The organism is Rhizobium sp. C1, from assembly GCF_021026335.1.
Classification (GTDB): Bacteria; Pseudomonadota; Alphaproteobacteria; order Rhizobiales; family Rhizobiaceae; genus Ensifer_A.
Window position 1 is genome coordinate 422,479 of sequence record NZ_JAJNCY010000002.1, and the last position, 23,737, is coordinate 446,215.

The window sequence follows — 23,737 nt, forward strand, 5'->3', positions numbered from 1 at the left end:
CAGGTGGCTATTGTTCCTGAAATGGTGGCAGGTCGCTGGAAAAATTCAGCCGAGCGAGACGACGCTTTGCGTCTCGTCGGTTCCGCCCGGCAGTGCGCCTGCCGAGAAAGCCGCCAGGACCTGCCGGTACATGCGGTGCTCCTGCCGGAGAACGCGCGCCGCCAACTGATCCGCCGTATCGCCGGAAAGAACCGGCACGACCGCCTGCGCCAGAATCGGGCCTTCGTCCATGCCTTCGGTCACGAGATGCACCGTGCAGCCCGCCACTTTCATGCCCGCATCGATGGCGCGCTGATGCGTGTGCAGCCCCGGAAACAGCGGCAGCAGGGACGGGTGGATATTGAGAATGCGACCCGCATAGGGGCGAATAAATTCGGCCGAGAGCAGCCGCATATAGCCCGCGAGGCAGATGATGTCCGGCGCGATTTCGGCAAGCTTGGCGAGGATGGCACCTTCATGCGCGGCCTTGCTGTCATAGTCGCGGCGCTGGAAGGCGGAGGTCGCAATGCCCATGGCGTCCGCCTTCGCGAGCCCGCCCGCATCCGCCTTGTCGGAAATCACAGCCACGATTTCGGCCGGGTAATCAGCCGAACGCGCCGCTTCCGCCAGCGCGACCATGTTCGACCCACCGCCGGAGATGAAGACGACAACGCGCTTGCGCTGGCCCGTCATGGAGGAGGTCATAGCGTCAGCGTGCCCTTGTAGACCGTGCCATGGGCGCCTTCTGCACGGGCAACCATGCAGCCGAGGCGGAACACGGTCTCGCCTTCGGCTTCCAGCACGGCAGCAACCTGATCGGCCTTGTCCGGCGAGACGACGGCAATCATGCCGACGCCGCAGTTGAAGGTGCGCAGCATCTCGTTCGGAGCGACGCCGCCGGTCTTGGCAAGCCAGGAGAACACGGCCGGCGCCTTGACGGCGGCCAGATCAATCTCGGCGGCGAGATGCTTCGGCAGCACGCGCGGAATGTTTTCCGGGAAGCCGCCGCCGGTGATGTGTGCCAGCGCCTTGATTGCGCCCGTCTCGCGGATCGCCTTGAGGAGCGGCTTCACATAGATGCGCGTCGGCGTCAGCAGAGCTTCACCAAGCTTCTTTTCCGGAGCAAACGGTGCCGGCGCATCATAGGCGAGGCCGGAAATTTCGACGATCTTGCGCACCAGCGAGAAACCGTTGGAGTGGACGCCGGAGGAGGAGAGGCCGAGAATGACATCGCCTTCGGACACTTCTTCGGACGGCAGCAACTGGCCGCGCTCGGCAGCGCCCACGGCAAAGCCCGCGAGGTCGTAGTCGCCCTTGGAATACATGCCCGGCATTTCCGCCGTCTCGCCGCCGATCAGCGCGCATCCGGACATCACACAGCCCTCGGCAATACCCTTGACGATGGCCGCGCCCTGGTCCGGGTCGAGCTTGCCGGTGGCGAAATAGTCGAGGAAGAAGAGCGGCTCGGCGCCCTGCACGACGAGATCGTTGACGCACATGGCAACGAGGTCGATGCCGACCGTGTCGTGGAAATCCGCGTCGATGGCAATCTTCAGCTTGGTGCCGACGCCGTCATTGGCGGCCACGAGAACCGGGTCCTTGAAGCCCGCGGCCTTGAGGTCGAAGAGGCCGCCGAAGCCACCGATCTCGCCATCCGCACCCGGCCGGCGCGTCGAGCGCACGGCGGGCTTGATCTTCTCGACCATGAGGTTGCCGGCATCGATATCGACGCCCGCATCGCTATAGGTCAGTCCGTTGCGTCCATCCGCGCTCATGAGCGATCTCCGCTGCGATTTCCGGTATAGGCCCGCCATTCGCATGACATCCCCGCTGATGCAAGACGGATCGCGGGCGGCATGTTGATTTTCACCAAATATCGGCCCTTTTGCCCTTGGAATTGCTTGTCCGGCATCCGAAGTAGTTGGCGGAAACAGCCGATGCGCCGGAGCGCGAAGATGAACATCGCCAACATGATCACCGTCGCGCGGCTCCTGTGTGTGCCTGCGGTGCTCTATTGCCTGCTCCACGGCGAGATGCGGCTGGCCTTCTACATCTTCCTCTTCGCCGGGTTTTCGGATGCCGTTGACGGCATCATCGCCCGCCGGTTCAATCAGCGAACCGAACTCGGCGCATGGCTCGACCCGATTGCCGACAAGCTGCTGATGGTCTCGGTCTTCGTGATGCTGGCCTGGCTCGACATCATTCCGGACTGGATCGTTTTTCTGGCAGTCACCCGCGATGCGCTCATCGTGGGGGGCGTCATGATGTCCACCTTGATCGGCGATCCGATCAAGGTGGCTCCGCTCATGCTGTCCAAAGCCAATACGGCTGTGCAGATCCTGTTGATTGTTGTAGCTTTGAGCGACCAGGCTTTCGGACTTGACCTCGCCGGCGCTGTCACAATTCTACTCTATTTGGCAGCGCTATTGACCTTGGCTTCCGGCGCATCCTATCTCGTGGTCTGGATGCGGCATGTGGCCGGATCGAAATAAGCGCCGGAACGGATGACATGACCAGCAAACTCAGCTCGCACAACCTCAAGCGTCAGCTCGCCTTCTGGTTTGTCGGGCTCCTGCTTCTCATCGTTTTCCTGATGGTCTTCAGCTCCATTCTGCTGCCCTTCGTTGCCGGCATGGCGCTCGCCTATTTCCTCGACCCCGTCGCCGACTGGTTCGAGCGCCGCGGGCTGTCGCGCTTGATGGCCACCATCGTCATCCTTGTTCTATTCGTGGTCGTCTTTGCTCTCGCGTTGGTGATTGTCATTCCGCTGCTGGCAAGTCAGGCCAATCAGTTCCTCAAGGATCTGCCGGGCTACGTCACATCGCTGCAACAGCTGATCACCAAGGCCAGTCCCGATATGCTGCCGGCTTGGGCGCGCGATCAGATCGGCGCGCTGAAGGACAATTTCTCCTCCATTCTGGGCGAGGGAACGAAGTTCCTGGCGACGCTGTTTGAGCAGATCTGGAATTCTGGCAAGGCGATTGTTGACGTTGTCTCGCTGCTGGTGGTCACCCCCGTCGTGGCCTTCTATCTGCTGCTCGACTGGGACCGTATGGTGGCCTGGATCGACAATCTGGTTCCCCGCGACCATGTTCAGACGGTGCGCGCGCTGGCCTCCGAAATGGATACGACGATTGCCGGCTTCGTGCGCGGGCAGGGCACACTTTGCCTCGTGCTCGGTCTTTATTATGGCAGCGGGCTTGCATTGACGGGTCTTAATTTCGGTTTGCTCATCGGCCTTTTTGCCGGCGCGATCAGCTTCATTCCTTACATCGGTTCGACGGTCGGTCTGGTCCTGGCGGTTGGCCTCGCCATCGTGCAGTTCTGGCCTGATTATCTGTGGGTCGGTCTCGTGGCGCTGGTCTTCCTCTCCGGCCAGTTTCTGGAGGGCAACATCCTGCAGCCGCGCCTGGTCGGCCACCGTGTGGGTCTGCATCCGGTCTGGCTGATGTTCGCGCTTTTCGCCTTCGGCCTTCTCTTCGGTTTTGTCGGACTGCTGGTCGCCGTGCCGGTTTCGGCCGCTATCGGCGTGCTGGTCCGTTTTGCGATTTCGCGCTATCTGAACAGCGACCTGTATTACGGGGAGCAGCATCAGTTGCGCGACCTCCACCACGCCGCGCAGATCAGCAAGGGCAAGGCGGTCGAGTAAGATCGGTCGTCAGGGATTAGGTGTATCATGGCGCGTCATGCCGGCGATCATCAGCTGCCGCTTGAATTTCCGGTCGAGGAACAGACCTCGCGCGACGATCTGCGCGTGGCCGATCCCCTGAAGGCTGCCGTGCGCATTGTCGATGGCTGGCCGAACTGGCCCTCGCCGGTGGTCGTGCTGGTCGGTCCGGTGGGCTGCGGCAAGTCGCATCTCGCCAGCATCTGGCGTGAAAATGCCGAGGCAGTCAGCATCGATGCGGTGGCCGGTTCCGATGCCGCTCTTCAGGCTGCGGCGCATCCCGTTCTGTTCGAGGACGTCGACCGCCGCGCCTTCGACGAGACCGAACTCTTTCACGTCATCAATTCCGTCCGCGAAAACGGCACGTCGCTGCTGATGACTGCCCGCACATTGCCGGCCGCATGGGATGTGACCTTGCCCGATCTCAAGTCGCGCCTGCGCGCCGCAACTGTGGTCGAGATCGGCGAGCCGGACGAGGAGCTCCTGGGCGAGGTTCTGATGAAGCTCTTCTCCGACCGCCAGATCGTGGTCGAGGACAAGCTGATCGCCTATATCGCCGCGCGAATGGAACGTTCCGCGGAAGCCGCCCGGCGCATTGTCGAAGAGCTTGATCGGCTGGCGCTTGCCCGGCGGCTCAAGATCAATCGCGCGCTGGTGGCGGAAGTGCTGTCCGGTTTCGAGGAGGATGACCGGGATTCCGATTGAACTGACACGATTCTGTCGTCAAACTGTAATACCGCCACGGGAGTGTGGCATGAAGTGCAAGGATTTCTGAACCCATGGATACGTCGGCGCCCGCAGCGAACATCAACGAGCCTCAGGAAGACGTGGCTCCTGTTGCCCCCGGCGCAGAATGGTTCGACAGGCCTGAGCGTTTCGTAAACCGGGAGTTCTCCTGGCTCCAGTTCAATCGCCGTGTTCTCGAAGAGACCCTGAACAGCGCACATCCGCTTCTGGAGCGTGTCCGCTTCCTGTCGATCTCGGCCACCAACCTCGATGAATTCTTCATGGTGCGCGTGGCCGGCCTCGAGGGGCAGGTCCGGCAGAACATCGCCATGCGCACGCCCGACGGCAAGACGCCCTCCGAGCAGCTCGACGCCATCCTGCATGAGATCGATAACCTGCAGATGGAGCAGCAGGCGGCACTCGCCGTTCTCCAGCAGAACCTTGCCCGCGAGGACATCCTCATCGTTCGTCCCTCCGCGCTGACGCCGGAGGACATGACCTGGCTTGGCGAGGAATTCTTCCAGTCGATCTTCCCGGTTCTGACTCCGCTGTCGATCGACCCGGCGCATCCGTTCCCGTTCATTCCCAATCTCGGCTTCTCGATCTGCCTGCAGCTTGAGAGCAAGACCGGCCGTGAGCCGATGACCGCGCTGCTCAGGCTCCCCGTGGCGCTGCCGCGCTTTATCCGCCTGCCCGATGCCGGCAATACGATCCGCTACATTACGCTCGAAGATGTGGTGAGCCTCCACACGGCCAAGCTCTTCCCGGGCTATGAAGTGCGCGGCTACGGTACGTTCCGCATCATCCGCGACAGCGATATCGAGGTCGAGGAAGAGGCCGAAGATCTGGTGCGCTTCTTCGAAACCGCGCTGAAGCGCCGTCGGCGTGGTTCGGTGATCCGCATCGAGACGGACTCCGAAATGCCGGACTCGCTGCGCAAGTTCGTGGTTGCGGAATTGAACGTCCCCGACAACCGCGTTGCCGTTCTGCCGGGACTTCTGGCGCTCAACACGATGTCGGAAATCTGCAAGACCCCGCGCGAAGACCTGCTTTTCCAGCCTTACAATCCGCGTTTCCCGGAGCGTGTGCGCGACCATGGCGGCGATTGCCTCGCCGCCATCCGCGAGAAGGACATGATTGTCCACCACCCGTACGAGAGCTTCGATGTCGTCGTGCAGTTCCTGCTGCAGGCCGCCCGCGATCCGGACGTGCTGGCCATCAAGCAGACACTCTACCGTACCTCCAATGACAGCCCGATCGTGCGCGCCCTCATCGATGCTGCCGAGGCCGGCAAGTCGGTCACCGCTCTGGTCGAACTGAAGGCGCGCTTCGACGAAGAGGCCAATATCCGCTGGGCGCGCGACCTGGAACGGGCCGGCGTGCAGGTCGTCTTCGGCTTCATCGAACTGAAGACCCATGCCAAGATGTCGATGGTCGTCCGCCGCGAGGAGGGCAGGTTACGCACCTATTGCCACCTCGGCACCGGCAACTATCACCCCGTCACGGCGAAGATTTACACTGACCTGTCCTTCTTCACCTGCAACCCGGTCATCGGGCATGACATGGCCAATATCTTCAACTTCATCACCGGCTATGGCGAGCCGGAAGAGGGGATGAAGATCGCGATGTCGCCGACAACGCTCCGCCCGCGCGTGCTGCAGCTGATCGCCGAAGAGATCGAACACGCGAAAGCCGGCCGCCCTGCTGCCATCTGGATGAAGATGAACTCGCTGGTCGATCCCGAGATCATCGACGCGCTTTATCGCGCCAGCCAGGCCGGTGTTCCGGTGGAACTCGTCATCCGCGGCATCTGCTGCCTGCGTCCGCAGGTGCCGGGTCTTTCGGACAATATTCGCGTCAAGTCCATCGTTGGCCGCTTCCTTGAACACAGCCGAATCTTCTGCTTCGGAAACGGTCACGGCCTGCCATCGGACAAGGCGCGCGTCTATATCGGCTCGGCCGACATGATGCCCCGCAACCTCGACCGCCGCGTCGAAACGCTTGTTCCCCTTCACAATAAGACTGTGCACGAGCAGGTTCTTTCGCAGATCATGCTGGCAAACCTCATGGACAACCAGCAGAGCTACGAGATACTGGAGGACGGAACCTCGCGGCGTGTTGATGTCGGCGAAGGCGAAGAGCCTTTCAACGCACAACAATACTTCATGACCAACCCGAGCCTTTCAGGCCGCGGGGAGGCGCTTGCCACGGGGGCACCGAAACTGTTTGCCGGCTGGAAGCCGGCGCGAAGATAAATCTGGAATTCAATGGTAGAACCTGACGCACAGGGGCGCTTGCCCGGCATCGCCCCGGTCTCGGTCGTGGATATCGGATCGAACTCGATCCGTATCGTCGTCTATGAAGGCATGAACCGCTCGCCTGCGGTCCTTTTCAATGAAAAGATGCTCTGTGGGCTGGGCCGCGGCGTGGCCTCGACCGGCCGCATGGAGCCGGAAAGCATCGCCAAGGCGCTGAAGGCACTGACGCGCTTCAAGGCACTGTCGGATCAGGCTCGCGCCCGCAAGATGTATGTGTTGGCGACTGCCGCTGCGCGCGAGGCGTCAAACGGCTCCAAGTTCATTCACGAGGCGGAGGCCATCCTGGGCTGTGAAATCCGTGTCCTGACCGGCCCGGAAGAAGCGATGTTTTCCGCGCTCGGCGTCATCAGCGGCTTCCACAATCCGGATGGGATCGTCGGCGATCTCGGTGGCGGTTCTCTCGAACTCATCGACGTACGCGGTGGCAATTACGGCTCCGGCATCACGCTGCCGCTGGGCGGCTTGAGGCTCGCGGATCTCTCCGGCAATTCGGTCGAGAAGGCAACGACGCTCGCCCGCAAGATGCTGAAGGACGAGACATGGCTCTCCGCGGGAGAGGGCCGAGCCTTCTACGCCGTTGGCGGCACATGGCGCGCGCTTGCCAAGCTGCATATGGAGCTGACCAACTATCCGCTGCACATGATGCACGGCTACGAAATTACCGTTGCAGAAGCCATGGACCTGCTGGCCCATATTGCTGAGACGCGTGACGTCAAGGAACTCGCCTGGCAGACGATCTCCAAGAACCGCCGCACGCTCTTGCCCTATGGCGCCGTCGCCATGGCCGAGACGCTGAAGGTCATGAAGCCGTCCAAGGTCATCTTCTCCGTGCTCGGCGTGCGCGAAGGCTTTCTCTATTCGCTGCTGGATGAGGAAGAGAGCGCAAAGGACCCGCTGCTGGCGGCGACCGAAGAGCTTGCGCTTCTCAACGCCCGCTCGCCCGAACATGCGCGCGAGCTGGTGGCCTGGACCGACAAGGTCATGCCGGCGTTCGGGATCGAGGAAACGGAAGAAGAGGCGCGCTACCGCCAGGCTGCCTGTTTCCTCGCCGATGTCAGCTGGCGCTCGCATCCAGACTATCGCGGCATCCATTCGCTCAATGTGATCGCGCAGAGTTCGCTCGCTGGCGTGACCCACCCGGGCCGCGCCTATATCGCGCTCGCCAACTACTATCGCTACGAGGGCCTGCGCGACGACGGCTCGACGGCGGCCCTTCTGACGATTGCCACGCCGCGCCTGCGCGAGCTTGCCAAGCTGCTGGGCGGTCTCTTGCGGGTCGTTTATCCGTTCTCGGCTGCGATGCCGGGCGTCGTCAACGACCTGCGATTCGAAAAACCGCTCGGCAATGCCGACCTGGATCTGGAACTCGTTGTGCCCGAGCGTCTGCGCAACTTCAGCGGCGAGCGGGTCGACGGCCGCCTGCAGCAGTTGGGGAAGCTCACCGGCAAGCGCATCGGCATGCGCATTTCCTGAACAGACAAAAAGAGTCCGCCGTCAAAGGTTTGGCGGCGGCACCTGAATCACATTGTAAGAAGAAAGCCCCATGGCATCTCCTGGTGCATTGCCTGATATGAACGCGGACTGCAGCCGCTGCGCCGGGCTCTGCTGCGCAGCCTTTGCGTTCGAAAAGTCCGACATGTTCGCCATCGACAAACCTGTCGATGAGGGCTGCCCGAACCTGAAGCCCGATTTCTCTTGCCGCATCCATGCGGAAAGAATCGAGCTGGGCTTCAAGGGCTGTACGCTGTTCGACTGTCACGGGGCAGGACAGCGGGTCACGCAGGACATTTTCGGAGGACGCACTTGGCGTGACGACCCGGCCATCGCCGCGCCGATGTTCGAACTCTTCCGCAAGATGCTGAAGATTCACGACTATCTGCGGCTCATCATCGTGCTGGAAGCGTTGCCGTTGAGCAAGGGGGAGGCCAGCGCCGTCGCCGGCTTCCGCGCCGTCCTTGCGCCCGACAAGGGCTGGGATCGCCACGCCCTTGAAGCTTTCGAGGAAATGCGCGTCGTCACCGAGTTCGAGCGTTTCGCGGCGAACCTCAAGGCGAGCCCTGCCGCAAAGGCCTTGCAGGCCCGCTTCTCAGCCCTCTGACGGTGCGACAGGCACGTCGAGTTCAACGGCTTCGATCTTGCGATTGACGAACTTGATGACAAGCTGGCCGTCGATCAGCTTGAGCGCCCGATCGCCGAACAGTTCCTTGCGCCACCCATGCATGGCCGCAACATCTGCCTTCTCGCCCTCGGAGGCGATCTTTTCGAGATCGTCCGTATTGGCGATGATCTTCGCCGCCACGCCCTCGCGCTCCGCCGTCAGCTTCAAGAGAACCTTCAGGAGCTCCACGGCCGACTGCGTGCCCTCGTTGGGCTGGTAGGGCTTGGCAATCTTCGGCAGCTCTTCCTTCGGGATCGCCAACGCCTCGTTGACGGCCGCGATGATCGCAGCGCCCGATGCCGACCGCTCCCATCCACGCGGAACGGTGCGCAGCTTGCCGAGTGCTTCCGCGTCGCGCGGCTGCTGCTGCGCGATTTCATAGATGGCGTCGTCCTTGAGGATGCGCCCGCGCGGCACGTCGCGATTGCGTGCCTCGCGCTCGCGCCAGGCGGTCACCTTCATCAATACGGCCAGTTCGCTCGGCTTGCGCACGCGCATCTTCATGCGCGTCCAGGCGTCGTCTGGATGCAGATCGTAGGTCTCCGGCGTTTCCAGAACCGCCATCTCGTCTTCCAGCCAGTGGGCGCGGCCCTCGCGCTCCAGCTCGGCCTTCAGTGAGGCATAGATGTCGCGCAGATGGGTGACGTCGGCCAGCGCATAGTCGAGCTGCTTCTGGCTGAGCGGACGATGGCTCCAGTCGGTAAAGCGCGACGACTTGTCAATATGCTTGCCGGTGATCTTCTGGACGAGCTGGTCATAGGAGACGGAATCACCGAAGCCGCAAACCATCGCCGCGACCTGCGTATCGAACAGCGGATGCGGAATGATGCCGCCGAGGTGATGGATGATTTCCAGATCCTGCCGGGCCGCGTGGAACACCTTTACGACGGACGCATCGGCCATCAGGTCGAAGAATGGTTTGAGGTCCAGCCCCTTGGCGAGAGGATCGATCAATGCCTCATGGTCGGGGCTGGCAATCTGGATCAGGCAAAGCTGTGGCCAGAAGGTGCTCTCGCGCAGGAATTCGGTATCTACGGTAACGAAGTCACTCTTCGCGAAAATATCGCAGGCTGCTTTAAGTTCGGCGGTTGTCTCAATCATGAACTCAGTTTCATCGCTCAAGCAGGCCATGGCAAGGGCGGATTACGCAAATACGCGTCTTCCGCTCCGTTGGCCCCCCGGGAGCGGTGTCGGCATCTTTCGATTGCGTAAGCCGGATATTCCTTTCTCTTCCGCGCAGATGCCGGTGGAGTCAATATGCCTGAAGGTCTGAAATTACTAAACCACCCGAAGAAATGCGGTCATGCCCGTCTTCTGATGTTCGATGATGTGGCAATGGATGACCCAGTCGCCGAGATTGTCCGCCACAAGCCCGAGTTCCGCCACCTCGTCCGGCTGGATAAGATAGGTGTCGGTGAAGATCGGCCGCACCGCGCCCTGCGATGAGGAGAGCACCTTGAAGCTCATGCCATGCAGATGGATGGGATGCGCATGCGGCGTCCGGTTGGCGAGCCTGAGAATATAGGTCTTGCCATGTTTCAGCTCCGCAAGAGGGGCCATCGGATCGGGCGTATCGCCGCTCCAGGGCGTCTTGTTGATCGCCCAGAAATTATAGCCGAGCGAGCCGCAGAAGCTCTCTTTTGGCGGTGCGCCCTCTGCGGTCGCCGTCAGTTCCAGCGGCACGACCTCGGCGCCTTCAATGACCGGCTCGCTGACAGGGTTTGCCGGCAGCGTCTTGACGTCGTGCAGGTCGCGTTTCAGCGATGCGCCCACGGCGCGGAAGCGAGCCAGCGGATAGTTGGGGGATGTCCGGTAATTGGCGAGCGTCGCAATCGCCCCCTCGGTCTCGGGCATCCGCAGCGCCAGTTCGATCCGCTGACCGGGACCCGCCTGATAGCGGTCGAGCGCGAAGGGCTCGGCGACCGGATTGCCGTCCAGCGCAATCACCATCGCCTGCGCGCCATCGAGTCCAAAGGAATAGATGCGGGTCACATCCGTGATCGCGATTCGCACCCGCACGATCCCGCCGGCCGGCGCATCATAGACCGGGTCTTCCTGCCAGTTCGCCGATTTCCACGTACCATATGTGCCGGATTTGGCCGCATCGCGCGGCTTGAACTGATCGATGAACTGCCCGTCATCGCCAAGCCGCCAGTCGCGCAGGTTCAGCACAACCTCATGGTCGAAGGTGGGATCGTTCGGGTTCTCGACGATCAGCATGCCTGTCATGCCGCGGCCCATCTGCACCAGCGTGTTGCAATGCGGGTGATACCAGAAGGTCCCGGCATCCGGCGGCGTAAAGGCATAGTCGAACGAGTCGCCCGTATACACATAAGGCTGGGTGAGAAACGGCACTCCGTCCATCTTGTTGTCGATCCGCAGGCCATGCCAGTGGATCGTCGTCGGCTCCTTGAGCTGGTTGACCAGCCGGGCCGCGAAAGGCTGACCTTTCTTGAGGCGCAGGGTAGGGGGCTGCGGGGCCTCGTTCGCGGTCGGAGAGTTCCCGTTCATCGCATTCCAGGTCATGATGCCCCTGGTCGGCTGGGTGCCTTTCAGCAGCGCCTGGCTCTCGCCGGCGGTCAGCGTGATGGGAGCTGCAGAGGCAGTCCGGAAGCCGCCCGCAACCGCAAGTCCGGCACCATAGGCGCTCACGACGGCTCCGGCTTTCAGAAGGGTGCGGCGGTTCAAAATGACCATGGGAAAACTCCTTGCAATGGCCGCTTTCTAGGCCTGATAAAACTTGACTACAACTGTCATTTTATCGTGTCGAAGAACCATTTTGCCGCGGCTGAAAAGGGCTCGGCCTTGACAAATCGGATGGCCCGTGCGTTTGTCCGCCCAATTTCGAAATGCGGCGGTACGAACCGTATCAAGCGCTCTTTCGAGCGCGCTCGGGCCGCCCCGATTCCAGGATAAGACGCATGACCATGCACCGTTACCGTAGCCACACCTGTGCCGCCCTCCGCAAGTCGGATGTCGGCTCCAATGTTCGTATTTCTGGCTGGGTGCATCGCGTGCGAGATCATGGCGGCGTTCTCTTCATCGACCTGCGCGACCATTACGGCATGACCCAGGTCGTGGCCGACCCGGACAGCCCGGCCTTCAAGATGGCCGAGACCGTGCGTGGCGAATGGGTGATCCGCATCGACGGCAAGGTCAAGGCGCGCTCCGAAGACACCGTCAACAAGGGCATGGCAACCGGCGAGATCGAGCTTTACGCCACCGAGATCGAGGTCCTTTCGACCGCCAAGGAACTGCCGCTGCCGGTCTTCGGCGAGCCCGACTATCCGGAAGACGTCCGCCTCAAGTACCGCTTCCTCGATCTCCGCCGCGAGACGCTGCACAAGAACATCGTCAAGCGCACGCAGGTCATCACCGAGATGCGCAACCAGATGTCGGCTGCCGGCTTTGGCGAATACACGACGCCGATCCTGACCGCCTCGTCGCCGGAAGGCGCGCGCGACTTCCTCGTGCCGTCGCGCATTCATCCCGGCAAGTTCTTCGCTCTGCCGCAGGCACCGCAGCAGTACAAGCAGCTGCTCATGGTTGCCGGCTTCGACCGCTATTTCCAGATCGCGCCGTGCTTCCGCGATGAAGACCCGCGCGCCGACCGCCTGCCGGGCGAGTTCTACCAGCTCGACGTCGAGATGAGCTTCGTCACCCAGGAAGACATCTGGTCGACCATGCAGCCGATCATGACCTCGGTGTTCGAAAAGTTCGCCGAAGGCAAGCCGGTCACCAAGGACTGGCCGCGTATTCCCTATGACGTCGCGATCCGCAAGTATGGCACCGACAAGCCGGACCTTCGCAACCCGATCGAGATGCAGGCAGTCACCGATCATTTCGCCGGTTCGGGCTTCAAGGTCTTCGCTGGCATGATCGCCTCCAACCCGAAGGTTGAAGTCTGGGCGATCCCGGCCAAGACCGGCGGCAGCCGCGCTTTCTGCGACCGCATGAACGCCTGGGCGCAGTCGCTCGGCCAGCCGGGTCTCGGCTACATCTTCTGGCGCAAGGAAAACGACGTTCTGGAGGGTGCCGGCCCGCTCGCCAAGAACATCGGCCCCGAGCGCACCGCCGCCATTGCCGAACAGCTCGGCCTTGGCGATGGCGACGCCTGCTTCTTCGTCGCCGGCGAGCCGGAAAAGTTCTACAAGTTCGCAGGCGAAGCCCGCACCCGCGCCGGCGAGGAACTGAACCTCGTCGACCGCGACCGCTTCGAGCTTTGCTGGATCGTCGACTTCCCGTTCTACGAATATAACGAGGACGAGAAGAAGGTCGACTTCTCGCACAACCCCTTCTCGATGCCGCAGGGTGGTCTGGACGCGCTTGAGAACCAGGATCCGCTGACGATCAAGGCCTACCAGTACGACGCTGTCTGCAACGGCTTCGAAATCGCCTCCGGTTCGATCCGCAACCAGTCGCCGGAAACGATGGTCAAGGCCTTCGAGATTGCCGGCCTGTCGAAGGAAGACGTCGAAGAGCGCTTCGGCGGCATGTACCGCGCCTTCCAGTACGGCGCGCCTCCGCATGGCGGCTGCGCCTTCGGCATCGACCGCGTCATCATGCTGCTCGTCGGCGCGAAGAACCTACGCGAAATCACGCTCTTCCCGATGAACCAGCAGGCGCAGGACCTCCTGATGAACGCGCCGGCTCCGGCTTCGCCGAAGCAGCTCATGGAGCTGGAGCTTCGCGTCATGCCGAAGAAGAAGGACTGAGGGCTCGCTTCGGGCGCTTGACCTTTGATTGACTTGAGAGTTGTCGGCACGGCGCAAGCCGTGCCGATTGTCGTTTCGGCCAAACTTACCAAGTTTTAACCCGCGGAGGCCCCAACTGCGACCGCCTGTCGCATTTGCCGTCCAAAATTAGGCAGAACTGGCGCCAATTCTCCCGGTGTTGAAACGACGCGCTGCAGCGGCAATCCCACCGCAGGCAGCCACCGTCGGACAAGATACCATGGAGAACGACATGAAAAAGCTTGGCAATTTTCTCATGATCGGTGCGGCTGCAACAGCCGCCGTTGCCATTATCGCCGGTCCCGTCCTTGCCCGCGACATCAACTTCCACAACTTGACGCTTCGGATGCCGGATGGCGGCATGGAACAGGTGCGCTACATTGGCAACACGCCACCGCAGGTCAGCTTCGACGATTTCTCGCTCAGGCCAGACACTGTCGCAGACATCTTCTTCGCCAATCCGTTCGCAGCTATGGAGCAGATCTCAGCTGATATGGACCGACAGGCCGCTCAATTGATGAACCTCGCAAGCAATGATGCTTTCCCGGCAGGTCCGCAATCGATGAAGGCGATGGACGCGCGCTTGAACACGCTGCCGCCGGGGACGGAAGGCTATTCGGTCTACACCGTCAGCAGTGGCGGCAAGACCTGCACCGAAAAGATGGCCTTCGGCTATGATGGTCAAGGCAAGCCCATGATCGAAAAGGCTTCCAGCGGCAGCTGCGGCGTCGGCGCGGCCGCCCAGCAGCAGGCCCCGACCTATCACGTTTCGGCTCCGGCCCCGAGCCCGGCGCCTCTGCGCCCCGATGGCGTGAAGACGATCGAAGCGGCCATGTGAGCTGACTGACGACCCAAAAAAACGCCCCCTGCAAGACAGGCAGGGGGCGCTCTGATTTTAACGTCTGTCCGGGTGGTTCACTCGGAAGCCTTGAGCCGCCCCAGATGCTGCGCCTGCTGACGCTCCAGCATCCAGCCGGGATATTCCGGGGGCAGGGCGCTGACAGCGTCGAGTGCTGCCATTTCCTCTTCCGTAAGCGTAATGCCGGTTGCCGCCAGATTGTCATCCAGCTGCTCGATCGTCTTCGCCCCGATGATAACCGACATGACGAAACGCTTGTTCAGCACATAGGCCAGCGCGATGCGCGCGACCGAAACACCGCGCGCGTCGGCGATGAGGCGCATCGCGTCAATGCAGTCGAAGGCACGGTCCTTGTTGACCGGGGGGAAGTCGAAGGTGACACGGCGGCCGTCGTTCGGGCCCGCGCCGTCGCGGTTGTACTTGCCCGAGAGGAAGCCGCCGGCAAGCGGGCTCCAGACCATGAGGCCCATCTTTTCCTCTTCCAGCAGCGGCACGATTTCCCGCTCCAGATCGCGCCCGGCAATCGTGTAATAGGCCTGCAAAGTCACCGGCTTGTCGAAGCCTTTGCTGTCGGCAATGCCGCGTGCCTTGGCAATCCGCCAGGCCTGCCAGTTGGAAACGCCCCAGTAGCGGATATGGCCCTGACGGACGAGGTCTTCCATGGCGCGCACGGTTTCCTCAACCGGCGTGATCGGATCGGTGCCATGGATCTGGTAGAGGTCGATATAATCGGTGCCGAGCCGCTTCAGGCTCGCCTTCACGCCGTCCATGATATGGCCACGCGACGTGCCGATGTCATTGCGGCCGGGGCCGACGGAGCCGTAAACCTTCGTCGCCAGAACGATGTCGGAGCGGGCGCGGCCGGAATTTTTGATCGCCTGGCCGGTGATCTCTTCGGAAAGTCCTTCGGAATAGACATCCGCCGTGTCGATGAAATTGACGCCGGCATCCAGAGAGCGGGCGACGATGCCGTCGGCGATCGACTGGTCCAGCGTCCCGATGGCGGTCCAGTATCCCTTGCCGCCGAAGGTCATGGTGCCGAGGCAGATTTCGGAAACGACGAGGCCGGTATTTCCCAATGTCTTGTAGCGCATGGAAAAGGTCCTTGAATGATTGTCTGAGAAGTTCATCCCGATCGGGTGCAGGCCCGGTCAGATGATGTATGCCGGCAGAGGGGGATGCGACGCCGGCCGCATGTCGATTTGGGCATTCTGACGAGGCGTTTCAATGAGCCGCGCGCTCTCGCCGTCAAATTAAAAAAGGCCGGCGGATGATCGCCGGCCTTTCTGGAAGCAATGTGCCGCCGCTTACTGGTTGGCGGTGACCGAGACGCCGAGCACCTGCGGCAGCGTCTGCGGCGCGCCCATGGCTGCGCCCATGATCATCGGCGCAGCGACCGGGCTCGGCGGTGCGGCCTTGAGCTCGATGTTCTTCGGATCGTCGAGGAACTTGCTGACGGCAGCGGAAACCTGGTTCTGCAGTTCCGGAACCTTCAGCTGCGCCATCATGATCGGCACCATGCCCTTGAGCGACTGGGCGAACTGCTCGCCGGTCACGCCCTGCTGCTTGCCGAAATAGTCCAGCAGGCGCTTGGTGATCGAGGCATCGTCGAAACGGATCGATGCGCCGTTGAAGCTCAGCTGCTGCAGCAGGCCCATCATCGTCATTCCAAGCGCCGTATCGGCGGCCTGCTTGTCCGGATTGGCGGCTGCCGCCTTCGTGGCATCCTGCATCGCCTTGATCAGCTGCAGCGTATATCCGGACATGCCGAGCGTCAGGTTGATCTTGCCGATATCGCGTGCGTCGACGGAAAACTCGGTCAAGTCCACTTTGCCGGTCGCGGTCGCCCAGGTGCCCTTGGTCGCGATATTGCCGTTGACATTGGTCAGGCCGAGCGCGTTGATCGTTTCCTGTGCCTTAGGGTCCTTGACGTCGGTCAGGTCCGCCCAGATGCCGGAAATGGCCGTGTCGGAGCTGACGGAGGAACTGTCGTCGGCAATCTGAACATTGCTCTGCACCTTCTCGATCTGGAAGACGCGCTTGCCATCCTGTTCGAAGGTGATCGGGCCGGTATGGGCGCTTTCGAACAGGATCATTCCGTCGAGATTATCGGCGGCAGGCGTTGCCGGAACGGTCAGGCCGTCGATCTGGATATCCTTGACCGTCAGGTGGCCGCCATCCTTGCTCATGTCGATGTTCTGGAAGGAAACATTGCCGGCATAATAGCCGCCGTCATCAGCTTCCTCGACATCGCTGAAGGTGACGTCGCCAAGCGGAAGTTCCGTCGGCTTGTCGGTGTTCTCGACCTTGAGCTTCACGCCCTTCGCCACGACGCTCGTGTCATCCGTGGTCACGGACTCATAAGAAACCTGGCTGCCGTAGGCGGCATAGGCGGCGCTCAATTTCTTCATCATGTCGTCGCCATCAAGCGCGTGAGCCTGGCCTGCCAGAAGGGCCGCTGCGGTGCCGGCCAAAAGTACTTGAGTAAACTTGAAGTGTTTCATGGATGTCCCGTCCCAGGTTAAGCGTTCAGCCGCTGATGCTCTTGACGCACGGGTCGACATATAAGCGGTCGTCCGTGCGTCTCCAAGCAAAATCAGCGATTTCCGGGGGCGGGTCTGGCGAATTACTTAACGACCAGATCGTAACCGTCCGAGGCGTAAGATGAGCCGCTGGCCTCCACATATTGCGCAAATTGCGCACCGATCCGGAAAGAATCGGGGCCGTGATAGCCCTTGGCCGGGGTGTAGATGATTTCCCATCCACCGATCGCGATGTTCTTGCAGGCATCGCGCCCGCCCTTCAGCTGATGATGCGCCCAGTGAAAGGCCACCGTGCCGTGTTGCGGTGCTCGCTCCATCAGCATCGTCGGCCGGGCCGGCTGCTGACAGCTCGTTTCCATGCCAGACACGACACGGAAAAATCCGACAATGGTGGATCTGTTGGCAGGAACAAATCCGTGCCGCGTCGAGGCCTCAGCCGACAAGGACAGGAGGCAAGCGCAGGCGGCGAGGGCAGCAATTTTCGAAACATATCTCAAGGGAGGCCTCAATGGATGAGAGTGAAACGGATAACAGAATTCAAATGTCCCCGCGTCATTTCTACAGAGCCGCCGCCGCATTGGAACACCCCAATTTTTGGGGGGAAGTTCACGCGCGTGCCTGCGACATTATCGCGCGGCTCAAGCCTTCATCCACAGGCGTTTCCGCGGCTTTTGTTGCCGGGAATCACCTGACCCGCTAAGTCAACCCCATGGGACAAAGCATTCTTCCGCCCGATGGCGGCGACGACAAGATTACACCGGTCGATCTCAAGGCAGCGCTTGAAGAGCGCTACCTGGCTTACGCGCTGTCGACCATCATGCACCGCGCGCTGCCTGATGTGCGCGACGGTCTGAAGCCGGTGCATCGGCGCATCGTGCATGCGATGCGCGTGCTGCGCCTCGATCCCGGTCAGGCCTACAAGAAATGCGCCCGCATCGTCGGCGACGTCATGGGTAAGTTCCACCCGCATGGCGACGCCTCGATCTATGACGCGCTCGTGCGCCTCAGCCAGGATTTCGCGATCCGTTATCCGCTCGTGGACGGGCAGGGGAACTTCGGCAATATCGACGGCGATAGCCCGGCGGCCATGCGCTACACCGAAGCGCGCATGACCGATGTCGCGACCCTTCTGCTCGAAGGCATCGACCAGGACGCCGTCGATTTCCGCCCGACCTATAACGAGGAAGACGAGGAACCGATCGTCCTTCCGGGCGCGTTTCCGAACCTGCTGGCCAACGGCTCCTCCGGCATCGCCGTCGGCATGGCGACCTCCATCCCGCCGCATAACGCGCATGAGCTCTGCGATGCGGCCCTGCATCTGATCAAGCATCCCGATGCGCCGGTCGAAAAGCTGGTCGAATTCGTCATCGGCCCCGACTTCCCGACAGGCGGCATCATCATCGATGACCGCGCCTCGATCGTGGAAGCCTACAAGACAGGTCGCGGCGGTTTCCGCGTCCGCGCCAAGTGGGAACAGGAAGACCTCGGCCGCGGCGGCTACCAGATCGTCATCACCGAGATCCCCTATCTCGTGCAGAAGTCGCGCCTCGTCGAAAAGATCGCCGAGTTGCTGGTCGCCCGCAAGCTGCCGCTGCTGGAGGATGTGCGCGACGAGTCGGCAGAAGACATACGCCTCGTTCTCGTGCCGAAGAGCCGCACGGTCGATCCGACGATCCTGATGGAATCGCTCTTCAAGCTGACAGAGCTCGAAAGCCGCATCTCGCTCAACATGAACGTGCTGAGCATGGGCAAGGTGCCGCGCGTGATGGCGCTCAACGAGGTGCTGCGCGAATGGCTCGACCATCGCCGCGAAGTGCTGCTGCGCCGCTCGCGCTTCCGGCTCGCCGCCATCGATCGCCGTCTCGAAATCCTCGGCGGTTATCTGATCGCCTATCTCAATATCGATGAGGTCATCCGCATCATCCGCGAGGAGGATGAGCCGAAGCAGACCATGATGGCCCGCTTCAGCCTCACCGACCTGCAGGCCGAGTCGATCCTCAACATGCGGCTGCGCTCTCTGCGCAAGCTCGAGGAATTCGAGATCCGCACCGAGTATGACGGCCTGACTGCGGAGAAGGCCTCCATCGAAGCGCTGCTCGCCTCCGACGAGAAGCAGTGGCAGACGGTTTCGTGGGAAATCAGCGAGGTCAAGAAGACCTTTGCCAAGGCGACCGAGATCGGCCGCCGCCGCACGCAGTTTGCCGAAGCGCCGGAGCACGACGATCAAGCGATCCAGCATGCCATGATCGAAAAGGAGCCGATCACGGTCGTCATCTCGGAAAAGGGCTGGATCAGGGCGCTCAAGGGACACATGTCCGACGTGTCTGGTCTGACCTTCAAGGAAGGCGATACGCTGAGGGTTGCTTTCCCGGCCCAGACGACCGACAAGATCCTCATGCTGACCACGGGCGGCAAGGCCTATACGCTCGGCGCCGACAAGTTGCCGGGCGGGCGCGGTCACGGCGAGCCGCTGCGCATCATGATCGACATGGAAAACGATCAGGACGTGCTCACCGCCTTCGTCCACGATCCGTCGCGCAAGCTGCTTCTCTCCTCGCAGGCTGGCAACGGCTTCGTCATCGCCGAGACCGAACTTGTCGCCAATACCCGCAAGGGCAAGCAGATCATGAATGTCTCCATGCCGGACGAAGCCAAGCTCGTCGTGCCGGTCGAGGGCGATCACGTTGCCATCGTCGGCGACAATCGCAAGCTGCTCGTCTTCCCGTTGAAGGATATCCCGGAAATGACGCGCGGCAAGGGCGTCCGTCTCCAGCGCTACAAGGATGGCGGCGTCTCCGACATACGCTGCTTCGCGCTGGAAGCGGGCCTGACCTGGGACGACAGCGCCGGCCGCAACTTCACCCGCACGAAGGAAGAATTGGTCGAATGGCTGGGCGAACGCGCCTCCGCCGGCAGACCTGTCCCGCGTGGGTTCCCGCGTTCGGGCAAGTTCTCAGGGTGACTTGAAGGGGCAGGGCGCTATTTCAACGGGACGCAGAAGTCCCTGAAGAACCGAGTTACGCCCTCCTCGTTGATCTCGCCCGCGGCAACGGAGAGGACGAAGGCAATCACCACCGACTGTTCAGCCTCGAAAGAATAGCCGTTAATGAACAGGAAGGCGTAAGCCGCCAGGAAACCCGTCCGTTTGTTGCCATCGGAGAACGGTTGGTTTCGGGTCAGTCCATAGAGATAGGCGGCTGCGAGCGCAAAGACATCATCCTCCCCATAGGCCGCCTTGTTGAGCGGCCTGGCGAGTGCGGCTTCCAGTGCATTTTCGTCCTTGAGCCCCGGCAGGCCACCATGCTCCAGAAGCTGCTCCTGGTGCATGATCTCAATGGCCTCGCGGGAGAGCCATTTGAACTTGTTCATTTGGCCAGCTCACGCAGCGCGACGCGATACTTCTCCATGCCGATGCGGGCGGCCTTCAATTGTTCGGCAAGGTCCGCCTGTTCTGGACGCAACTCGATCGCGCCATTCGTCTCCGCAATCTCCAGCGTATCCCCGGCCTTCAGCCCGAGCCGGTTCAACACTTCCTTCGGAATGATGATGCCTTCGGAATTGCCGATCTTGCGGATGGTGACGTTCATGACACGGGCCTTTGTTAATGTTCTAACGGAGTTATAACATTAACGCACCAGCGTTTCAATCAGACGTCGTCCTCATAGAGATCGGGCCGGAAGCGGGTCCAGCCGGCGGGAAGGAGATGTTCCTGCGGCTGGAAACGGACCTTGTAGGTCATCTTCTTCGAGCCACGCACCCAGTAGCCGAGATAGACATAGGGCAGGCCGCGCTGTTGCGCGGTGCGGATATGGTCGAGGATCATGTAGGTGCCGAAGGAACGCTTCTCGAGTTCAGGATCGTAGAAGGAGTAGACCATGGAGGTCCCGTCCGTCATGTGATCGGTCAGCGCAACGCCGAGAAGCCGCCCCGTCTTGCCAATGCCCGAACCTTCGACTCGCTCCCGATATTCAATGACCCGCGTGTTCACATGCGTGTCCTCGACCATCATCGCATAGTCCAGCACGTTCATTTCCGACATGCCGCCCTGCTGGTGGCGATGATCGAGATAACGGCGGAAGAGGGAGAATTGTTCGGAGGACGGCTCTGCCTCAAGCTCGGTCGCGATCACATCGTCATTGGCCGCCAGCACGCGCTTCATCGATTTCGTCGGTTCGAATTCGTCCGCAAGAATGCGGACGGAAATGCAGGCCTGGCAGCGCTCGCAGGCGGGGCGATAGGCGATGTTCTGCGAGCGGCGAAATCCGCCCTGCGTCAGCAGATCGTTGATTTCCGGCGCTTTCGGTCCGATCAGGTGGGTGAACACCTTCCGCTCCATATGCCCCGGTAGATAGGGGCACCTGGCAGGGGCCGTCAGATAGAATTGCGGTGATATCCCGACCTGCGTGTTCATTCCGCCGTTTCGTCAAACCTTCCCGGACTGCACCGACGCAGCTTCATGATAGCATGGCGCAAGATTGGAAAAGGTCAACCCTGCAGGCGGTAGACCTGCCGGCCTGATACCCAGGTTTCTACAATCCGACCCGTGAAGCGGGCATTTTCGAAGGGCGTGTTTTTCGAACGCGACAGCAGGCCTTCGGCCGTTGCAATCCAAGGCATCTCGAGGTCGGCGAAGGCGATATCCGCGACAGAGCCGGGTTTCAGCGAACCTGCAGGCAGGCCAAAGATCGCAGCCGGTCGCGTCGAAAGCGCATCGACAAGGCGCGACAGCGTGACGCGTTCGCCGTGATAAAGCCTCAGCGCTGCAGAAAAGAGCGTCTCCAGCCCGACTGCGCCATCGGCGGCATCGGCAAAGGGAACGCGCTTCGTATCCACATCCTGCGGATCGTGCGAGGAGACGATGATGTCGATGTCGCCGGCAGCCAGCGCCTCGACCATGGCGACGCGATCGTCTTCGGTGCGTAGCGGCGGGGAGAGCTTGAAGAAGGTGCGGTACTCGCCGATATCGTTCTCGTTGAGGGTCAGGTGGTTGATCGACACGGCTGAGGTCACCTTCACGCCGCGCTTGCGGGCAAGCTTGATCGCCTCGACAGATTCCGGCACCGAAATCTTGGCCGCGTGATAATTCGCGCCCGTCAGGCCAGCAATGCGCAGGTCGCGCTCCAGCGGAATGATCTCCGCCTCGCGCGGGCTGCCGGAAAGGCCAAGCCAGCTCGCAAACAGGCCCTCGTTCATCACGCCATTGACGCCGAGATAGGGGTCGCGCGTTTCAAGCGCAACGACAGTGCCGAAATGCTTGGCATAGGTCATGGCGCGGCGAAGCACCTGGCTGTCCGGGATCGCGTGGCGCCCTTGTGTCAGGACGACGGCGCCCGCCTTCTTGAGAAGGCCAAACTCCGACATCTCCTCGCCGGCCAGCCCCTTGGTCAGTGCTGCCGCCGGATAGACGTGGATGGAGGACTTGTCGCGCGCGGTCTTCTTGACGAATTCGACGAGCGCGATGTCGTCTATCACCGGGTCGGTGTCCGGCATGGTGACGATGGAGGTAATGCCGCCAGCGGCGGCTGCGCGGCTTGCGGACTTGATCGTTTCGCGATGCTCGCCGCCCGGTTCGCCGATGAAGACGCGCGTATCGACCAGACCCGGCATGGCGAGCAATCCGCCCATGTCGCGGACTTCGGCGCCGGCAGGCAGGGACTTCGCCGTCGAAGCACCGATGGCGGCAATCCTTCCGTCTTCGATGACGATCGCGCCGGTCTCGTCCATGTCCTGCGACGGATCGACGATGCGGAGATTGGTGAGAACGGTCACGGTCATGTGCGCGGCCCCTGGTTCTGTGAGACGAGGAGGGCTTCCATGACCGCCATGCGCACGGCGACCCCCATTTCAACCTGTTGCCCGATGACGCTCTGCGGACCGTCGGCAATCTCGGAAGCGATCTCGACACCGCGGTTCATCGGACCTGGATGCATGACGAGTGCGTCTTCCTTGGCAGCCTTCAGCTTTTCGGCGTCCAGCCCGTAGAAGCGGTAATACTCGCGCACCGACGGCACGAAGGAGCCGGACATGCGCTCGCGCTGTAACCTGAGCATCATCACGACATCCGCATCCTTCAGGCCTTCCTCCATATCGTGGAAGACCTCGACGCTCATGTCGGCAATGCCGGACGGCAGAAGCGTGGGCGGCGCGACGACCCGCACCCGCGCGCCCATGGCGTTGAGCAGGATGATGTTGGAGCGCGCCACGCGCGAATGCAGCACGTCGCCGCAGATGGCGACCGTGATGCCTGAGAGCCGGCCCTTGGCGCGGCGGATGGTCAGCGCATCAAGCAACGCCTGCGTGGGATGCTCATGCTGACCGTCGCCGGCATTGATGACCGCGCAGGAGACTTTCTGAGCGAGGAGGGCAGCGGCGCCGGCGGAGGAGTGGCGGATGACCAGCACGTCGGGATGCATCGCGTTCAGCGTCATCGCCGTATCGATAAGTGTCTCGCCCTTCTTCACGGAAGAGTTGGCGACCGACATGTTCATCACGTCCGCGCCAAGCCGCTTGCCGGCAAGCTCGAAGGACGATTGCGTGCGGGTCGAGGCTTCGAAGAAGAGGTTGATCTGGGTCAGCCCGCGCAGCGTCGAGGTCTTTTTCTCGCGTTGCAGGCTGATCTTGACGGCCTCGTCTGCCTTGTCGAGCAGATACTCGATATCCGGTGGCTGAAGACCCTTGATGCCGAGGAGATGGCGATGCGGAAAGAAGTCCATGGGGCCGCCTCTTATACTGACTTTTGGGGCTCTATAATCAG

The 23,737-nt window shown here is 61.7% G+C and carries 22 protein-coding genes; 10 read left to right on the forward strand and 12 right to left on the reverse strand.

The genetic code is table 11. From position 1 onward, the window contains the following. Positions 1–45: 45 nt before the first annotated feature. Positions 46–672 (reverse strand): phosphoribosylglycinamide formyltransferase, encoded by a 627-nt coding sequence (gene purN, locus LQK83_RS07605; RefSeq protein ID WP_230836935.1) that lies wholly within the window; start codon positions 670–672, stop codon positions 46–48. 8 nt (positions 673–680) lie between these two features. Next, complete coding sequence (gene purM / locus LQK83_RS07610) at positions 681–1,754, reverse strand: phosphoribosylformylglycinamidine cyclo-ligase (protein ID WP_230836760.1); 1,074 nt, start codon at positions 1,752–1,754, stop codon at positions 681–683. 180 nt (positions 1,755–1,934) lie between these two features. Here purM and LQK83_RS07615 point away from each other — a divergent pair, with 180 nt between their 5' ends. The 6 genes from LQK83_RS07615 (at position 1,935) to LQK83_RS07640 (ending at position 8,788) form a co-directional block, all read left to right on the forward strand. After that, positions 1,935–2,471 carry a CDP-alcohol phosphatidyltransferase family protein gene (locus LQK83_RS07615; protein WP_230836761.1) on the forward strand — a complete coding sequence of 179 codons (537 nt, stop codon included), beginning with the start codon at positions 1,935–1,937 and terminating at the stop codon, positions 2,469–2,471. Between the two features lie 17 nt (positions 2,472–2,488). Then, positions 2,489–3,628, forward strand: coding sequence for an AI-2E family transporter (locus LQK83_RS07620; protein WP_230836762.1), 1,140 nt, complete (start codon positions 2,489–2,491; stop codon positions 3,626–3,628). A gap of 27 nt (positions 3,629–3,655) precedes the next feature. After that, on the forward strand, positions 3,656–4,351 hold the full coding sequence (gene hdaA / locus LQK83_RS07625; RefSeq protein ID WP_230836763.1) for a DnaA regulatory inactivator HdaA: 696 nt from the start codon (positions 3,656–3,658) through the stop codon (positions 4,349–4,351). 74 nt (positions 4,352–4,425) lie between these two features. Then, entirely contained in the window at positions 4,426–6,627 is a 2,202-nt protein-coding gene (locus LQK83_RS07630) for an RNA degradosome polyphosphate kinase (protein WP_230836764.1), read from the forward strand. A 12-nt stretch (positions 6,628–6,639) separates the two neighbouring features. Next, positions 6,640–8,163, forward strand: coding sequence for an exopolyphosphatase (gene ppx, locus LQK83_RS07635; protein WP_230836765.1), 1,524 nt, complete (start codon positions 6,640–6,642; stop codon positions 8,161–8,163). A 70-nt stretch (positions 8,164–8,233) separates the two neighbouring features. After that, on the forward strand, positions 8,234–8,788 hold the full coding sequence (locus tag LQK83_RS07640; protein ID WP_230836766.1) for a hypothetical protein: 555 nt from the start codon (positions 8,234–8,236) through the stop codon (positions 8,786–8,788). On the opposite strand, the gene rnd is transcribed toward LQK83_RS07640, so the two are convergent. After that, a complete protein-coding gene (gene rnd / locus LQK83_RS07645; RefSeq protein ID WP_230836767.1) occupies positions 8,777–9,949 on the reverse strand; it encodes a ribonuclease D in 1,173 nt (390 codons plus the stop codon). The two genes, LQK83_RS07640 and rnd, sit on opposite strands and share 12 nt — an antisense overlap. Positions 9,950–10,126: 177 nt before the next feature. Further along, positions 10,127–11,545, reverse strand: a complete 1,419-nt coding sequence (locus LQK83_RS07650) for a multicopper oxidase family protein (RefSeq protein ID WP_230836769.1) — start codon at positions 11,543–11,545, stop codon at positions 10,127–10,129. Between the two features lie 230 nt (positions 11,546–11,775). On the opposite strand from LQK83_RS07650, the gene aspS reads away from it, so the two are divergent. Next, positions 11,776–13,563: an aspartate--tRNA ligase gene (gene aspS, locus LQK83_RS07655; RefSeq protein ID WP_230836936.1), complete on the forward strand. Its 1,788-nt coding sequence runs from the start codon at positions 11,776–11,778 to the stop codon at positions 13,561–13,563. 250 nt (positions 13,564–13,813) lie between these two features. Beyond that, positions 13,814–14,419, forward strand: coding sequence for a hypothetical protein (locus LQK83_RS07660; RefSeq protein ID WP_230836771.1), 606 nt, complete (start codon positions 13,814–13,816; stop codon positions 14,417–14,419). Between the two features lie 77 nt (positions 14,420–14,496). Here the strand turns inward: LQK83_RS07660 and LQK83_RS07665 are convergent, their stop codons facing one another. The 3 genes from LQK83_RS07665 to LQK83_RS07675 form a co-directional block, all read right to left on the reverse strand. Beyond that, positions 14,497–15,534 carry an aldo/keto reductase gene (locus LQK83_RS07665; protein WP_230836772.1) on the reverse strand — a complete coding sequence of 346 codons (1,038 nt, stop codon included), beginning with the start codon at positions 15,532–15,534 and terminating at the stop codon, positions 14,497–14,499. Between the two features lie 213 nt (positions 15,535–15,747). Then, positions 15,748–16,944, reverse strand: a complete 1,197-nt coding sequence (locus tag LQK83_RS07670; protein ID WP_230836773.1) for a hypothetical protein — start codon at positions 16,942–16,944, stop codon at positions 15,748–15,750. A gap of 122 nt (positions 16,945–17,066) precedes the next feature. Beyond that, positions 17,067–17,342, reverse strand: coding sequence for a hypothetical protein (locus LQK83_RS07675; protein WP_230836774.1), 276 nt, complete (start codon positions 17,340–17,342; stop codon positions 17,067–17,069). A gap of 149 nt (positions 17,343–17,491) precedes the next feature. Between LQK83_RS07675 and LQK83_RS07680 the strand changes: the two genes are divergently transcribed. Together LQK83_RS07680 and parC are read left to right on the forward strand one after the other, a co-directional pair. Continuing rightward, positions 17,492–17,683 (forward strand): DUF4058 family protein, encoded by a 192-nt coding sequence (locus tag LQK83_RS07680; protein ID WP_230836775.1) that lies wholly within the window; start codon positions 17,492–17,494, stop codon positions 17,681–17,683. 9 nt (positions 17,684–17,692) lie between these two features. After that, positions 17,693–19,945 (forward strand): DNA topoisomerase IV subunit A, encoded by a 2,253-nt coding sequence (gene parC / locus LQK83_RS07685; RefSeq protein ID WP_230836776.1) that lies wholly within the window; start codon positions 17,693–17,695, stop codon positions 19,943–19,945. A 17-nt stretch (positions 19,946–19,962) separates the two neighbouring features. Here the strand turns inward: parC and LQK83_RS07690 are convergent, their stop codons facing one another. From LQK83_RS07690 to LQK83_RS07710, 5 genes are all read right to left on the reverse strand, one after another. After that, positions 19,963–20,352 carry a type II toxin-antitoxin system death-on-curing family toxin gene (locus tag LQK83_RS07690; RefSeq protein WP_230836778.1) on the reverse strand — a complete coding sequence of 130 codons (390 nt, stop codon included), beginning with the start codon at positions 20,350–20,352 and terminating at the stop codon, positions 19,963–19,965. Continuing rightward, the gene (locus LQK83_RS07695; protein ID WP_230836779.1) at positions 20,349–20,570 is read right to left on the reverse strand and encodes an AbrB/MazE/SpoVT family DNA-binding domain-containing protein; all 222 of its coding nucleotides are present in this window, start codon (positions 20,568–20,570) and stop codon (positions 20,349–20,351) included. The genes LQK83_RS07690 and LQK83_RS07695 overlap by 4 nt, the downstream gene beginning before the upstream one ends. 59 nt (positions 20,571–20,629) lie before the next feature. Next, complete coding sequence (locus LQK83_RS07700; RefSeq protein WP_230836781.1) at positions 20,630–21,394, reverse strand: arginyltransferase; 765 nt, start codon at positions 21,392–21,394, stop codon at positions 20,630–20,632. Positions 21,395–21,468: 74 nt separating this feature from the next. Further along, the gene (locus tag LQK83_RS07705) at positions 21,469–22,758 is read right to left on the reverse strand and encodes a dihydroorotase (protein ID WP_230836782.1); all 1,290 of its coding nucleotides are present in this window, start codon (positions 22,756–22,758) and stop codon (positions 21,469–21,471) included. Then, on the reverse strand, positions 22,755–23,696 hold the full coding sequence (locus LQK83_RS07710) for an aspartate carbamoyltransferase catalytic subunit (protein ID WP_230836783.1): 942 nt from the start codon (positions 23,694–23,696) through the stop codon (positions 22,755–22,757). The genes LQK83_RS07705 and LQK83_RS07710 overlap by 4 nt, the downstream gene beginning before the upstream one ends. Positions 23,697–23,737: the final 41 nt, after the last annotated feature.

Bases quoted from the DNA above. Each gene is read 5' to 3' on its own strand.
- purN (WP_230836935.1), bottom strand. From the start codon at position 672: ATGACGGGCCAGCGCAAGCGCGTTGTCGTCTTCATCTCCGGCGGTGGG.
- purM (WP_230836760.1), bottom strand. From the start codon at position 1,754: ATGAGCGCGGATGGACGCAACGGACTGACCTATAGCGATGCGGGCGTC.
- LQK83_RS07615 (WP_230836761.1), top strand. From the start codon at position 1,935: ATGAACATCGCCAACATGATCACCGTCGCGCGGCTCCTGTGTGTGCCT.
- LQK83_RS07620 (WP_230836762.1), top strand. From the start codon at position 2,489: ATGACCAGCAAACTCAGCTCGCACAACCTCAAGCGTCAGCTCGCCTTC.
- hdaA (WP_230836763.1), top strand. From the start codon at position 3,656: ATGGCGCGTCATGCCGGCGATCATCAGCTGCCGCTTGAATTTCCGGTC.
- LQK83_RS07630 (WP_230836764.1), top strand. From the start codon at position 4,426: ATGGATACGTCGGCGCCCGCAGCGAACATCAACGAGCCTCAGGAAGAC.
- ppx (WP_230836765.1), top strand. From the start codon at position 6,640: ATGGTAGAACCTGACGCACAGGGGCGCTTGCCCGGCATCGCCCCGGTC.
- LQK83_RS07640 (WP_230836766.1), top strand. From the start codon at position 8,234: ATGGCATCTCCTGGTGCATTGCCTGATATGAACGCGGACTGCAGCCGC.
- rnd (WP_230836767.1), bottom strand. From the start codon at position 9,949: ATGATTGAGACAACCGCCGAACTTAAAGCAGCCTGCGATATTTTCGCG.
- LQK83_RS07650 (WP_230836769.1), bottom strand. From the start codon at position 11,545: ATGGTCATTTTGAACCGCCGCACCCTTCTGAAAGCCGGAGCCGTCGTG.
- aspS (WP_230836936.1), top strand. From the start codon at position 11,776: ATGCACCGTTACCGTAGCCACACCTGTGCCGCCCTCCGCAAGTCGGAT.
- LQK83_RS07660 (WP_230836771.1), top strand. From the start codon at position 13,814: ATGAAAAAGCTTGGCAATTTTCTCATGATCGGTGCGGCTGCAACAGCC.
- LQK83_RS07665 (WP_230836772.1), bottom strand. From the start codon at position 15,534: ATGCGCTACAAGACATTGGGAAATACCGGCCTCGTCGTTTCCGAAATC.
- LQK83_RS07670 (WP_230836773.1), bottom strand. From the start codon at position 16,944: ATGAAACACTTCAAGTTTACTCAAGTACTTTTGGCCGGCACCGCAGCG.
- LQK83_RS07675 (WP_230836774.1), bottom strand. From the start codon at position 17,342: ATGGAAACGAGCTGTCAGCAGCCGGCCCGGCCGACGATGCTGATGGAG.
- LQK83_RS07680 (WP_230836775.1), top strand. From the start codon at position 17,492: ATGGATGAGAGTGAAACGGATAACAGAATTCAAATGTCCCCGCGTCAT.
- parC (WP_230836776.1), top strand. From the start codon at position 17,693: ATGGGACAAAGCATTCTTCCGCCCGATGGCGGCGACGACAAGATTACA.
- LQK83_RS07690 (WP_230836778.1), bottom strand. From the start codon at position 20,352: ATGAACAAGTTCAAATGGCTCTCCCGCGAGGCCATTGAGATCATGCAC.
- LQK83_RS07695 (WP_230836779.1), bottom strand. From the start codon at position 20,570: ATGAACGTCACCATCCGCAAGATCGGCAATTCCGAAGGCATCATCATT.
- LQK83_RS07700 (WP_230836781.1), bottom strand. From the start codon at position 21,394: ATGAACACGCAGGTCGGGATATCACCGCAATTCTATCTGACGGCCCCT.
- LQK83_RS07705 (WP_230836782.1), bottom strand. From the start codon at position 22,758: ATGACCGTGACCGTTCTCACCAATCTCCGCATCGTCGATCCGTCGCAG.
- LQK83_RS07710 (WP_230836783.1), bottom strand. From the start codon at position 23,696: ATGGACTTCTTTCCGCATCGCCATCTCCTCGGCATCAAGGGTCTTCAG.